Genomic DNA, 12,415 nt, shown 5'->3' with positions numbered 1-12,415 from the left:
CGAGGGCTAAGCGGGCAGGGCGGCTGCCGCCTCCATGAGCATCCAACCCGAGAGCTGCACCGACAGGTCGCGTTCTGTGATCCAGTGGCTCCGCTCGGGGGTCCGCGCGGGTTGGTTCCACTCGGGCCCGAAGCACGGCAGCCCGTCCGCGTCCTTGGCCGCGTTGCGCCACGCCGCATCCGCGGAGGCCCGCACCATCTGGGCAGCGAGCTGGCGGGTGTCGTCGCTGCCCTCGAACCGGTTGGCCACGAGCGTCAGGTAGCGGGCGAGGATCCCGGCGAACAGCCCCCCGTCGCCCCCGCCCTGGCCCGTGATCACCCCGTCGGGGTCGCTGAGGTGCCGCCAGGTGGCGGAGACCAGGTCCATTATCCGGCGCGGGGACTCCGCCCCCATCACCTCCAGTTCCGCGCCCAGCACCACCCCTTGGCAGTAGGTGTAGACGGTGGCGTCGAGACGCGCCCCCTCCCGCGAGATCACCAGCCCGTCGGCCACCAGGCCGCTGCCGAGCATCAGGTTCTTGGCGATCCAGTCTGTGATCCGCGCCGCCTCGTCGCGGTACCCGGCGCGCGCCAGCATGATGGCCACCGGCCCGTTGGCGGGGGCGTTGAGGAAGTCGTCGCCGACCCGCCAGGGCACCACGCCCTCGGCCCGGATGGCGCCGCGGCAGGCCCGGATTATGGAGGCGACGCTGACCGAGGTCCCGAAGACGTCGTTGCCGCGCTGCAGGGCGAGACCCCACCAGGCCATGTCGTCGTAGTAGCTGTTCGTGCGCCTGAAGCCGTTGCGGATCAGGCTGGCGCGCACCATTTTCTGCGCCAACACGGCCCTCTCCCGCCTGGGGTCGCGAAGTTGGGCATCGACGATGCAGTCGAACAGATGCGCCTGCCACCAGTACCGCCACGCCAGGAGCAGCCGGTGGGGCGGCCTGGTGGGGTGGGAAACCACCCCGAGGCGGGTCCCGGGAAACGCCCAGAGACGCCGGATGTTTCGGGTTCTGACCGCGCGCTCCGCCAGTGCGGCACGTTCGACGGGGCTGTCGATCTGCATTTCATCCTCCTGTTCCCCACGGGGATGGTCATGACCCAGTTAACCAGCGAACCCCGGTCAGGCGATCCGACGGCTCGTCCAACCAGCGACCATTCACGGCTGACGCGCCACCCGGACCGGATTCTTGCACATTCAACGAGACGCCGTGGCGGCCGATTCACGGGACAGGACCGGTCGCCACGGCGTCTCCCACGCCCAAGCGGCGTGGTCAGTCGTCGAAGTCGTGGCCTGCCGCGTCGGCCTCCTTGATGAGAGCGGCCATCCTGTCGTCCTCCAACAGGTACGGGGCGATGGCGGCCAGGAAGGCGTCGAGATCCTCAGGAGTCCCTTGGGCCGAGAACATGCCGCTCTCGGGATCCATGCCGATCTCGGGCGCCAGACCCCGGGAGATGAGCCAGTTCGCCACGCCCTCCCAGAAGTAGCCGTTGGGTTGATGACCATGGGCCTCGACGACCTTCCACGTGGGTGGTGCGTCGCACTCGAAGAAGACGGAACGACTGCCGTCGTCGAGATCAATTGACCCTATAAAGCCCGGGATGGCCTCGGACACTGCTCACTCCTCGTTGTGTTGGCGATGGGGCGGTTGCCCGCCGCACAGTGTTACAGGTTGCCGTCCAGGAGGATCATGCGGGTCCGTGTCCGCGATTCAGGCCTTCACACCCGCCGGCCTCACGGGCAGCCCCGCCCGGTAGATTGATGCCCGGGAAGCACTGATTGATCATGTCGTGGCCGCGACTCCCGGAAGCGGGCGATTCGGCGCACCGACATTCCGGCCGGCTCGTTCCGGCGCGGAAAACCGGACGCCGGTGCGCCCTCCCTTCCCGCTCGGGACACCCGCGCCGAGAACAGCCCCGATCAGCGCTTCCCCGGGTTCCTGAACAATTGAGACAACAAAGGGCGAGAGGCACGTCGAGATGCAGCAGTCGGGATTCAAACTGGACACCGGTTCACGGAAAACCACCCTGGAGATCAGTTCCCGCGGCCGGCTGGTGCTCACCAACCCGGTGTCGAACCGTGGCACCGCGTTCACCGACGCCGAGCGGGAGCAACTCAACCTGGCGGGGTTGCTGACCAACCGGGTCTCCAGCATCGAGGAGCAGCTGCAGCGCACCTACGGCCAGTTCACTCGCTGCCCCTCCCCCTTGTCGAAATTCATCTACCTGTCACAGCTGCGAGACCGCAACGAGGTGCTGTACTACCGGCTGGTCAGCGAACACCTGGAGGAGATGCTCCCCATCGTCTACACCCCAACCATCGGGGAGGCCATCGAACGTTTCAGCCACGAGTACGTCGGCACCCGGGGCGTGTTCCTGTCCATCGACCATCCCGAACGCATCAAGGATTCACTGCTCAACTTCGAGCTGCCTCCCGAGAACGTCGACCTGGTGGTGGTCACCGACTCCGAGGGGATCCTCGGCATCGGCGACCAGGGGATCGGCGGTATCCAGATCGCCATTGGGAAGCTGGGGCTGTACACGGCCGCCGCTGGCATCCATCCGCAGCGCGCCATCCCGGTGGTCCTGGACGTCGGCACCGACAACCTGGGGCTGTTGCACAGCGACCGCTACCTGGGTGAACGCCACGCCCGGGTCCGCGGCGAACAGTACGACGAGTTCATCGACCATTTCGTGCGGGTGGTCACCGAGCTTTTCCCCAACGCGTTGATCCACTGGGAGGACTTCGGCGTCGCCAACGCCCACCGCATCCTGCAGCGCTACGCCAAGGAGATCTGCACCTTCAACGACGACATCCAGGGCACCGCCGCCGTCGTCCTGGCCGCCACGATCGCGGCCGTGCGGCGCACCGGGATCCCGCTGCGCAAGCACCGGTTCGTGATCTACGGGGCCGGGACCGCGGGTATCGGGATCGCCGACATGATCCAGGGTGCGCTCAGCGCGGCGGGCCGTGACCCGGGCCAGTTCTACGCCTTCAACCGCAACGGGTTGATCATCGAGGACAGCCCCGGAGCACGGGAGTTCCAGAAACCCTACGCGCGGCCCCGCTCCGAGATCGACGGCTGGGACGTGGCAGATCCGCATCGCGTGAACCTCCTGGAGACCATCCGGAACGCCCAGCCCACCATCCTCATCGGCACCTCCGCGCGCGGCGGGGCGTTCTCGGAGGAAGTGGTGCGGGAGATGCACTCGTACTGCGAACGTCCGGTGATCATGCCGCTGTCCAACCCCACCGACCGCTGCGAGGCCCGCCCCTCGGACCTGCTCAACTGGACCGACGGAAAGGCCCTGATCGCCACGGGCAGCCCGTTCGAGCCGGTGCGTCGCGGTTCCGTGCACCACACGATCGCGCAGGCCAACAACGCCCTCATCTTCCCGGGCCTGGGGCTGGGCGTGTCGGTGGTGCGGGCCAGGCTGGTCAGCGAGGAGATGATCTACGCGGCCGCCCAGGCGCTGGCCGGTCTCGTCAACGAACACCAGCCGGGGGCGTCGCTGCTGCCGACCATGCGCGACCTCCGGATGGTCGCGGCGACGGTGGCGAAGGCGGTCGCGGAGACCGCCGAGTCCCAAGGCCTGGCCAGGCGCCCTTTGACCAACCCGATCCAGGACATCTACGAACGCATGTGGAAACCGGAGTACCCGGAGCTGCGCATCGTGTGACCCGCACCCGGGACGTTCGCGGTTCGACGTGAGCCGCGAACGTCCTCACGCCCCGACACCGACGCTCCCGATCCACACCCGCCACCCTCATACAGCGGACTCCTGCGGAAGGAGTCGCATCCGCTCCCATCATGGCCGTCATCAAAACACCTTCAGGAAACATCGGCTGCGAGATCACCCCGGATTACGCCGGTTGCGGAATCCAGAGCTACAAATCCGACCAGCCGTACGGCAGTGGGAATGGAATACCGCGTTGGTGGGTCCCCATCGATGGATCCATCGAAAAGGTGGAGGCGGTGCGACACACCTTGTTCTCGAAACCCGACCGCGACCCGCAGGTGATTCCCTATGGCACCGTCGTATATTACGAGAAATACGTGTGCGCATCCGAGGAGAACGGGCTGACCTGTTGGAACACCGAAACCGGGCACGGCGCCTTCATGAATCGTGACGGGGTGGACACCTTCTGAGACGGGGCAGTTGAATCCCCCGGAACGCGCCGGGCCCTCGTGGCGCCGTGACGGGGCGGCCGTCCCCGATCGATCCCGAGACTTCCGTCCTCCTCAACTCCGACGCGGCTACGGAGCTCCCAACCATGTACCGTGACCTCGTTTCGTGGCACTCTGGTTGTGTTCACATCACTCCCAAGCAGGAGATACCCATGTCCCTCCCCAGACGTTCTGCCTCAGCGGTCACTGCTCTGCTGGTATCGGTCGCTCTTCTGTCGGGTTGTGGTTCCAAGGGCCAGCAGGAAGCCAACGCCCCCATGAACCCCCAGACCAGCGCCGGAGCGGCTGAGATCAAAATCCCCACGTCCCGTCCCTCGAGGAACAGTTCGTCGAAGAAACCAACCCCAACCGCCACGCCGTCGCCCTCCACCCCGCAGGTGCAGGTCCCGGAGGGGGCCTACGCGGACGCAGGCGGCCCCAAACCCGCGAACGCCACCCCCGTCACCTCGGTGAACCCGTCCGGGGTCGCGGTGATAAAGACCCCGTCGAACAACATCGGCTGCGACCTGTCCGCCTCCTACGCCGGCTGCGGTGTCCTCAACTATCAGCAGAGCAAACCCTACGGCAGCGACGAGGGCGGGGCGAAGTGGTGGGTTCCCCTCGACGGCTCGTTCAACCAGGTCCATTCGAAGGGCGACGCCCCCTACTTCCTGGGAACGGATCCGGCACCGCAGGTGCTGCCGTACGGGACGGTAGTCCACCACGAGAATTACGTGTGCGCCTCCGAGCAGAACGGTCTGACCTGCTGGGACACCAACACCGGCCACGGGGCCTTCATGAACCGCGACGGCACGGCCATGTTCTGATCGGTCAGCTCCCGTTGCGGGCGTTCAACCGGTGAGCGGCTTGACCATTATCAGGCAGGGGGTGCCCTCGCCCCACAGGTGGGTTTCCTCAAGTGGGAGGAAACCCATTCGTTCGTAGAACCGACGGGTGCGGGCGTATCCGGGGTCGGGGTGCGAGGGGCCGAGGGTCTTGACCATCAGCAACCGGACGCCGCCGTCCCGGGCGTCGCGTTCGAGGGCCTCGATCATGGCCCTCCCGACCCCGCGGCCGTGGTGTCCGCGCTCGACCACCATCAGGTGGAGTTCCGCGACGTTCGGGAAGTGCCGCACCACGAGGGTCACCCCGACAACCGTCCCCGCGGCGTCGCGAACCGTCCAGGTCTCCATCTCTCGGGCGGCCCCGATGTAAGCGGCGTTGGCATCCTCACGCCCGAACCACTCCGGGACACCGGACAACAGCCGGGCGACGTCACGTGGAACCGGGAAGCCACGGCGAGCATCCCACTGCTCGGTCATGCGCCGGGACACCGGCCGGGTCGAAGGCGCACCGGGCAGCGCCGCAGGGCGGGGAGAGAACGTGTGGTCCCACCCGGCCTCCCGGGCTTTTCGTGGTCGCTCACGACCGGAAGCCTACAGATCCTGCTTCTCCTCCGCCTCGGCCTTCTCGCGAAGCAACTCCGCGGCCGCCCGGTCCGCGACGAAGACGGCGTACCCGATGACCCCGAAGGCGCTTATGGCGATCAAGTAGAAACCTATTGACGCGGTGTAATAGGAGAAGTAGGGAATCACCACCCAGGCCGCGGAGATGCAGAAGACCACGCCTGCCACCTGGATGGCTCTGGAGGCCCGGATATGACCCACCTTCCAGGCCTCCTCGCTCGCCAGGGTGTTGGCCGTTCGAATGCCCGCTGCGTCATCGCGTCCGTATTTCCCGGTGCGGGCGAGACGACCCAGGAGAATCAGAATCCAACCGCACATGATCATGCCTCCGGCCATGATGATCCGGGTGACCCACCACACGATTACCGATTCGTCTCCCAGATTCACCGTATCTCCTCCCAGACCGCCAACAGGCGGTTACTGACAACTGGCCCGCCCGGAGAGGGCACTCGACCCACGCCCGACGAACCTCCGGTCGGCGATAGTTGATCATTCTACTAACTCGACCTCAAGGCGAGAAATATGCATTCACGAAGCACCGGATCCGCAGCACAGGCAGACCCGAAACCCAACGGACACACCGAGCTGAACTTTCGTATAGTAACTAAAGTTCAATCAAGGCTCCCTCGTATTACTTTTTTCACCTCAAGAGGGGGTCGAAAAGATCCGTCCACCTCTCAGGGATAGACTATCGGACACCGGGCACCCACTTTTGAGGAAACAGGGAAATGAGATCCGGGCCGCACATCGGATTTGAATGATTCGACACCCCCGCCCCGCTGGCTTCTCCTCCCACCCGGACACCGGGGCCAGCCCCCGACCCCGGGGCGCCCCCGATGATGGGGTCCGCAGATATTCCGGCAGCAAGGCCAGCCCCGGCCCCAGGGTGACCCCGACCCTGCCGGGACCCGGGCCGCCCGATCCCCACACGGCGATACCCGGAAACCGAACACCCCCGGGACGTCGCGGAACAGCGGCAAACCTGGTCTGCACCGCCACCCCGGGACCCGCGAGTTTATTACCGACCATTTGGTCGGTAAGGTTTCGGTATGACCAACTCCCGCGGCACCCGCACCGTTACCGGCCGTTCCTGGGCGGCCCTCGGCGTCCTCACCCTGGCCGTCATGCTGCTGGCGATAGACGGAACCGTGCTGACCCTGGCCATCCCCGCCCTGACCGCCGACCTGGCGCCGAGCGCGTCGCAGATCCTGTGGATCGGCGACATCTACTCGTTCACCCTGTCGGGACTGCTCGTGGTGATGGGCAACCTCGCCGACCGCATCGGCCGCAAACGCCTCCTGATGATCGGTTCGGTCGGGTTCGGGCTGTCGTCGCTGCTGGCGGCGTTCGCCACCTCCCCCGAGCTGCTGATCGCGGCCCGGGCCCTGCTGGGGATCAGCGGCGCGACGATCATGCCGTCGACGCTGGCGATCATCCGTTCGCTGTTCCCCGACCAGCAGCAGCGGACACGGGCCATCGCCATCTGGTCGGCGGGTGCGACGGCCGGGGCCGCCATCGGGCCGATCGTCGGTGGGGCGCTCCTGGAGCACTTTCCGTGGGGCAGCGTCTTCCTCATCAACGTCCCCGTCATGGTCGCGGTGGTCGCGGGCGGGCTGTTGCTGCTGCCGGAGTCGCGCAACCCGGAAAGCGGGCGGATCGACCTGCTGTCGGCGGTGCTGTCGATGGTGGCCATCATCTCGCTGGTGCAGGCCGCCAAGGAGATCTTCTCAGCCGGTTTCACCATCACCGCGGTGGTCGCCCTCGTCCTCGGGCTGGCAACGGGCTGGTGGTTCCTGCGTCGGCAGCGCACCCTCACCACCCCGCTGATTGACGTCTCCTTGTTCCGGAACCGCGCCTTCACCGCGGCCGTGACCGCCGACACCGTGACCATCTTCGCCTTCGTCGGGTTGCTGTTCTTCTTCTCCCAGTACCTTCAGCTCGTGCGCGGGCTCAGCCCGCTCCAGACCGGGCTGCTGGAGCTCTCGGGGACGGTGGCCGCGATCGTGGTGGTCGCCTTCACGGGGATCGCGGTCCGCAGGTTCGGGACCGGTGGCGCGATCAGCGCCGGGCTGGGGCTGGGAAGCGTCGGCCTGGTGGTCCTGGTTTTCGCCGAATCCGCGACGGGGCTGGCCGGGATCGTCATCGCCTTCGCGCTGGTGGGTTTCGGCATCGGTTTGTCGATGACCCTCAACACCGACGCCATCGTCGGGGCGGTGCCCACAGAACGCGCCGGGGCCGCGTCGTCGATAGCCGAGACCGCCTACGAACTCGGCACAGCCCTGGGGATCGCGCTCCTCGGTTCCGTCCACACCGCCCTGTACCGCGCGGCCCTGCCGTCCGGCGCCGGTCCGGAAATCCGCGAGTCGCTGGCCTCCGCGGTGTCCCTGCTGGACCCGGCCGACCCCACCCTCGCCGGCGCGAAACACGCCTTCACCACGGCGATGCAGTGGACCTCGGTCGGTGCCGCGGTTCTGCTGGCGGCTACCGCCGGCCTCGCCTGGTTCACCATCCCCAGCACCACTTCCCCGAGTGAGGTGGTCACCCCAGAGGGGAGGCCCCGGCTCGATGTGGAACGCTCAGTCCGGTAGCTCGCCCCCCTCGGTCAGCGACAGCAGCAGTTCCCTGCCCTCGGCCAGGCTGGCCTGCGTCTCCTGGCCGTAGCAGGCGGCCATCGCGAGCCCCTCGGCGGCGCGGCGCACCACCAGGATCCGCTGCGGGGACAGGCCGTCGGCCGCCAGATTCTCGGCCCACCAAGCGGTGTCCCGTTCCGCGACCTCGATGGCCTCCGGGAAGTCGAGAACCCCCGCCCACACCGGGGTCGGGGAGAAGTACCGCAGCACGTCCTGCGATCCCGTGCAGAGCGCCCTGATGTAGGCGCGCATCAACCTGCCGGGACGCTCGTCCGAGGCGTCGAGGTGCTGCATCACGGCCTGACGGAGGGTGGTCACCACGTCCTCCAGGAGGGCGACGATGAGCTGTTCCCGGTTCGCGAAGTGGTGCAGCAGGCCGCTCTTGGACACCCCCGCAACCTCGGCGATCCGGGCCAGCGAAGCGCCTGTTCCCCGCTCCGCCAGCACCTCGGCGGCGGCCTTGAGCAACGCCGCGCGGGTGCGTTCGGCGTTGCGGGTGCGGTGACCGTCCCGGGTCATGGGGTCACCCTACTGAGGTCCCGGAGGGCGCGGGTCGGAGCGGACGCACCCCGCTCCGACCCGCGGGAAAATCCTCCCGGTGAGGAGGTCGTCATCCGATGTGGAAGTACCGCGCCACCAGGTCCTCCACCAGGATCCGGTCGGCCGCGATCTCCTCGCGCAGGTTCTCGTCCTCGAGCGCGAACAGCTGCTCGGCCCAGGCGTCGATCAGGCCGGGCGGGAAGACACCCAGGGCCTCGTAGTCGGCCCGCTGGTCCAGCAGACAACGAGCGGCAGCGGCGCAGGAGGAGGGCAGCTGGTCGAGCCCCTCGTGCTTGGACGCGTCACCGCTGACATAACGGGCCTTCGCGTAGTCCAGCATCGCCGGGTCGCTCAGCCCGATCCTGGCCGCGACGGTGATCCCCGCCAGCAGCAGGTGAATGTTGGCCGCGCCGTCGGGGGACCTGAGTTCGACGGTCTGGGAGTCGTTGGGAAGCTCCCCGACGGGTCCCTCCTGCGGGTTGGCGTCGCGGAACATGCGGTCGTCGAGATTCTGCCAGCCGAGCGGCACCCGCACCAGCACGGAACGGTTGCGGTCCCCCCAGCAGATGGCGGTGGGGGCCTCCTGGTGCGGGACGAGTCGCAGGAAGGACGTGGGGACCGGGTTGCCGAAGGCCGTGAGGGAAGCGGCGTGCGAGAGGTATCCACCAACGACGCGGCGCGCCACGTCGGTGAGTCCTGCGCCCTCCGAGAACTGGTTGACGCCGTCCTTCATCAACCGGGTGTGGAAGTGCATCCCCGACCCGGCCTGCCCGACGACGATCTTCGGCGAGAACGAAACCTCGATGCCGTGGGAATGCGCCACCCGCCGGACCACCCACTTCGCCAGGGCCATCTCGTCGGCGGCGCGGGTGACGTCGGTGGGGAGGAACTCGATCTCCTGCTGCACCATCTGGAGACCGTCGGCGATGAAGTTCCCGACCTCGGCGTGGGCGTACTTGACGGAACAGCCCATCCGCGTCAGGTGGGCCAGGGATTCGACGCGCACCGCCTCCCACTTCGAGAACGGCCCGGCCTCGTGGTAGCCGCGCTGGGGTTCGACGGGGAACAGTTCCTCGGCGGGCGAGAACAGGTAGTACTCCAACTCACCGAGGGCCTCCAACCGGCAACCGGTCTCGTCCTCGAGGGCCTGCTGGGCCTTGCGGAGGATCTGCTGCGGGGAGCTGGCGAGGGGGTTGCCCTCCACGTCGTAGAAGCCGCACATGATGTCGAGGGTGGGCAGCTCCGAGAAGGGGTTCAGGAACGCGGTGCGCAGCTGCGGCACCACGTAGAGGTCGGAGCTGGCGGCGTCGACGAAGTCGAACAGCGACGATCCGTCGACCCGCTCCCCCATCGTCAGGATCCTGTCCAAGTGGTCGGCCGACTGGATCGCGAAGTTCAGCACCTTCAGCCGCCCGTCACCGCCGAGGTATCGCAGGTTGAGCATGGGAATGCCCTGCTCAGCGACGAAGTGGATGATGTCGGCGCGGGTGAACTCGTGCGGCTGTTTTCCGAGGGCACGAACCAGCGGGTTGGGGTTCAGGGCAAGGGTATCGGTCTCCGCCATGGGGGGTCCTCCTCTTCGAGCTGTCCCAGTTGTCTCAGCTGTTTCAGCCATGCTACGACACAATCACCCCCGGGACCCGTTGACCGGCGCTTGCCCGGTCGCGCAGCACTCGACGCCCGAAACCACCCCACCGGCGGCACAAACCGGGTTGAGTGCTGCGCAACCGTCATCCGCGCCGGGTGCCCCACTACCCGGTCGCCACTCGGTAGTGTCGGAGCCCTTCCGCGATTTTCTCCAGCTCACCTCCGGCCGTTTCGATGACCCGGCGGGATCCCTCGTTGTCCTCGGCGCAGAGGATCAGGGCCTCCCCCACACCGATTCCGTTCAGCATCCCGAGGCCCACGCGGAGCAGGGTGGTCGCGATGCCGCGGCGACGCACTGAGGGCCTGACGGCGTATCCGATGTGGCCGCCGAAACGTATCAGGTGATCGTTCAGTTCGTGACGGACGGAAACCCGCCCCAACCATCGGTCGCCATCGACGGCCCACAGCATCGTCGCCGGGACGAAACCCTCCGGCGGATCGGTTTCATCCAGGCGTCGACGGGCACACATCGCGGCAAACCCAGCGGCGGAGTCGCACTGCTGTCGGGTGAAGCCGAATGCTCCGGTGCATTCGGCGCCCCGCTCCTCCTCCGCGTCGAACTCATCCCACGCCTCCAGGAACGAAACCCTGAACCTTTCGTCCGGTTCGATGATCCGCATGCTGGGACTCTACCGAGATGTCCTGAGCCCCATACCAGAAAGGGGCTCGACACAACCCCCTCTTCACCGCAACCGGCATCGCCCCCCTCCAAGCTGGTTGCGCCGACCTGCGAGCCCCGCGAACCGGTCGAGTCGAAACCACGACGAGGACAACCAGCAACTGGCGGCCGGAGCTGCCAACCGAAGGACCACTCCTTGACCGAGACCCGACACAACCGGCACCGCCCCCACCAAGCTGGCTGAGCCGACCTGCGAGCCCCGCGAGCCGGTCGAGTCGAAACCACAGCAAGGACGCCCAACAACCGATGGCCGGGGCCACCAACCGGAGAGCTGCTCCCTGGTTGAAACCCGGTGCAACCGGCACCGGACGAGGCGGTTCACGCATCCAGGAGGAGCGCCCGGAGCCGGTTCCGGGTGGTCTCGGGAAGCCCGATCGCATCCAGATGGGCCGGGACCCCTGACGCGAACCGCTCGACCAGGGACCACGTCCTGTGAATCCACGCCTTCACCTGCTCATCGCTCCACGCGGTCTGCCGATCGTGGGTCGGGGCGTGACTGGTGACCCCCGCCATGGCCCGCATGGACTGCGCGTAGTCGTCGGCGACGACACCGGGCGCGACCCCCGCGTTGGCGAGCAGGATGGCGGTCACCATGCCGGTGCGGTCACGCCCTGCGCTGCAGTGCACGAGGATCCCGGGTTCTGCTGCCGCCAGCGTCGTCAGGGCGGCGGCCACCAGGCCGGGGAGGATTCGCAGGTTGTGGGGCCAGTATTCGGGGGAATCAAGGATCGGGAAACAGGTTTCCCGGAACTCCGTGTTGTCGTGGTCCTCGGTGGGTGCGCAGCGAATCACCACGTCCCGCAGGACATCCTCACCCACCCGGGGATCGCCGTCACGCCTGCCCTGCTCCTCGGGGCAGCGCAGGTCCACCACGGTCCGCAGCCCCCAGCCGCGGGCGGCCCGCCAGCCCTGCTCCGGAATCAGCTCGCGGCGAGGTCCCCGCGCCACCCTTCCGTGTCGCGTGACGCCCCAGCGACCGGCCAGCCCGCCGAGGTCACGAATGTTGGGCACCCCGCCCCAGTCGAGTTCCCGCACCCGGGCAGTCTACGTCCGGTGGGCGGAACGACCCCGAACCGCAGGATGATTGACGGAGCAGGCAGGAGAACGCAATGACCTTGATCGAGGTCCCGTGTCCCATCTGCGGTGCCACCACGAAAACCCTGCCACGCTACCCGCGCAGGGTGTGTGGCACCTGCGCCGCGAAGGCCTCCGACGAGTCGGGGCGAGCCCTGGAGTTCTTCTTTTTGCTGGCCTTACCCCTTGTTTGCTGGCCTTGTTCACGTTTGCTGGCCTCACAGCACAG

The 12,415-nt window shown here is 67.3% G+C and carries 12 protein-coding genes; 4 read left to right on the top strand and 8 right to left on the bottom strand.

Annotated elements, in window-relative coordinates; all coding sequences use genetic code 11:
• Nucleotides 1-6: 6 nt before the first annotated feature.
• Both ACO6D6_RS11885 and ACO6D6_RS11880 read right to left on the bottom strand, forming a co-directional pair.
• Nucleotides 7-1,047, bottom strand: coding sequence for a glycoside hydrolase family 76 protein (locus tag ACO6D6_RS11885; protein ID WP_484785463.1), 1,041 nt, complete (start codon nucleotides 1,045-1,047; stop codon nucleotides 7-9).
• Between the two features lie 208 nt (nucleotides 1,048-1,255).
• On the bottom strand, nucleotides 1,256-1,597 hold the full coding sequence (locus ACO6D6_RS11880; RefSeq protein WP_484785462.1) for a hypothetical protein: 342 nt from the start codon (nucleotides 1,595-1,597) through the stop codon (nucleotides 1,256-1,258).
• A gap of 364 nt (nucleotides 1,598-1,961) precedes the next feature.
• Between ACO6D6_RS11880 and ACO6D6_RS11875 the strand changes: the two genes are divergently transcribed.
• From ACO6D6_RS11875 to ACO6D6_RS11865, 3 genes are all read left to right on the top strand, one after another.
• Nucleotides 1,962-3,662, top strand: coding sequence for an NAD-dependent malic enzyme (locus ACO6D6_RS11875; protein WP_484785461.1), 1,701 nt, complete (start codon nucleotides 1,962-1,964; stop codon nucleotides 3,660-3,662).
• A gap of 131 nt (nucleotides 3,663-3,793) precedes the next feature.
• A complete protein-coding gene (locus tag ACO6D6_RS11870) occupies nucleotides 3,794-4,132 on the top strand; it encodes a hypothetical protein (protein ID WP_126379335.1) in 339 nt (112 codons plus the stop codon).
• A 191-nt stretch (nucleotides 4,133-4,323) separates the two neighbouring features.
• Nucleotides 4,324-4,977, top strand: coding sequence for a hypothetical protein (locus ACO6D6_RS11865; RefSeq protein ID WP_484785460.1), 654 nt, complete (start codon nucleotides 4,324-4,326; stop codon nucleotides 4,975-4,977).
• Between the two features lie 24 nt (nucleotides 4,978-5,001).
• Here the strand turns inward: ACO6D6_RS11865 and ACO6D6_RS11860 are convergent, their stop codons facing one another.
• Together ACO6D6_RS11860 and ACO6D6_RS11855 are read right to left on the bottom strand one after the other, a co-directional pair.
• The gene (locus tag ACO6D6_RS11860) at nucleotides 5,002-5,472 is read right to left on the bottom strand and encodes a GNAT family N-acetyltransferase (RefSeq protein WP_484785459.1); all 471 of its coding nucleotides are present in this window, start codon (nucleotides 5,470-5,472) and stop codon (nucleotides 5,002-5,004) included.
• Nucleotides 5,473-5,586: 114 nt separating this feature from the next.
• Nucleotides 5,587-6,003 carry an SdpI family protein gene (locus ACO6D6_RS11855; RefSeq protein ID WP_484785458.1) on the bottom strand — a complete coding sequence of 139 codons (417 nt, stop codon included), beginning with the start codon at nucleotides 6,001-6,003 and terminating at the stop codon, nucleotides 5,587-5,589.
• Nucleotides 6,004-6,665: 662 nt separating this feature from the next.
• On the opposite strand from ACO6D6_RS11855, the gene ACO6D6_RS11850 reads away from it, so the two are divergent.
• Complete coding sequence (locus tag ACO6D6_RS11850; RefSeq protein WP_484785457.1) at nucleotides 6,666-8,204, top strand: MFS transporter; 1,539 nt, start codon at nucleotides 6,666-6,668, stop codon at nucleotides 8,202-8,204.
• On the opposite strand, the gene ACO6D6_RS11845 is transcribed toward ACO6D6_RS11850, so the two are convergent.
• The 4 genes from ACO6D6_RS11845 to ACO6D6_RS11830 form a co-directional block, all read right to left on the bottom strand.
• Nucleotides 8,193-8,765: a TetR/AcrR family transcriptional regulator gene (locus tag ACO6D6_RS11845; protein ID WP_484785456.1), complete on the bottom strand. Its 573-nt coding sequence runs from the start codon at nucleotides 8,763-8,765 to the stop codon at nucleotides 8,193-8,195. The two genes, ACO6D6_RS11850 and ACO6D6_RS11845, sit on opposite strands and share 12 nt — an antisense overlap.
• A gap of 91 nt (nucleotides 8,766-8,856) precedes the next feature.
• On the bottom strand, nucleotides 8,857-10,350 hold the full coding sequence (locus ACO6D6_RS11840; protein ID WP_484785455.1) for a glutamine synthetase family protein: 1,494 nt from the start codon (nucleotides 10,348-10,350) through the stop codon (nucleotides 8,857-8,859).
• Between the two features lie 187 nt (nucleotides 10,351-10,537).
• Nucleotides 10,538-11,053, bottom strand: coding sequence for a GNAT family N-acetyltransferase (locus ACO6D6_RS11835; protein ID WP_484785454.1), 516 nt, complete (start codon nucleotides 11,051-11,053; stop codon nucleotides 10,538-10,540).
• A 377-nt stretch (nucleotides 11,054-11,430) separates the two neighbouring features.
• Nucleotides 11,431-12,147: a tyrosine-protein phosphatase gene (locus tag ACO6D6_RS11830; RefSeq protein ID WP_484785453.1), complete on the bottom strand. Its 717-nt coding sequence runs from the start codon at nucleotides 12,145-12,147 to the stop codon at nucleotides 11,431-11,433.
• Nucleotides 12,148-12,415: the final 268 nt, after the last annotated feature.

The organism is Arachnia sp. (genome assembly GCF_057238465.1).
Note: the sequence above shows the minus strand (reverse complement) of the source record. Positions and strands in the feature narration are given on the sequence as shown.

Coding starts and splice junctions, on each gene's coding strand:
- ACO6D6_RS11885 (WP_484785463.1), bottom strand. CDS start 1,047: ATGCAGATCGACAGCCCCGTCGAACGTGCCGCACTGGCGGAGCGCGCG.
- ACO6D6_RS11875 (WP_484785461.1), top strand. CDS start 1,962: ATGCAGCAGTCGGGATTCAAACTGGACACCGGTTCACGGAAAACCACC.
- ACO6D6_RS11870 (WP_126379335.1), top strand. CDS start 3,794: ATGGCCGTCATCAAAACACCTTCAGGAAACATCGGCTGCGAGATCACC.
- ACO6D6_RS11865 (WP_484785460.1), top strand. CDS start 4,324: ATGTCCCTCCCCAGACGTTCTGCCTCAGCGGTCACTGCTCTGCTGGTA.
- ACO6D6_RS11860 (WP_484785459.1), bottom strand. CDS start 5,472: ATGACCGAGCAGTGGGATGCTCGCCGTGGCTTCCCGGTTCCACGTGAC.
- ACO6D6_RS11850 (WP_484785457.1), top strand. CDS start 6,666: ATGACCAACTCCCGCGGCACCCGCACCGTTACCGGCCGTTCCTGGGCG.
- ACO6D6_RS11845 (WP_484785456.1), bottom strand. CDS start 8,765: ATGACCCGGGACGGTCACCGCACCCGCAACGCCGAACGCACCCGCGCG.
- ACO6D6_RS11840 (WP_484785455.1), bottom strand. CDS start 10,350: ATGGCGGAGACCGATACCCTTGCCCTGAACCCCAACCCGCTGGTTCGT.
- ACO6D6_RS11835 (WP_484785454.1), bottom strand. CDS start 11,053: ATGCGGATCATCGAACCGGACGAAAGGTTCAGGGTTTCGTTCCTGGAG.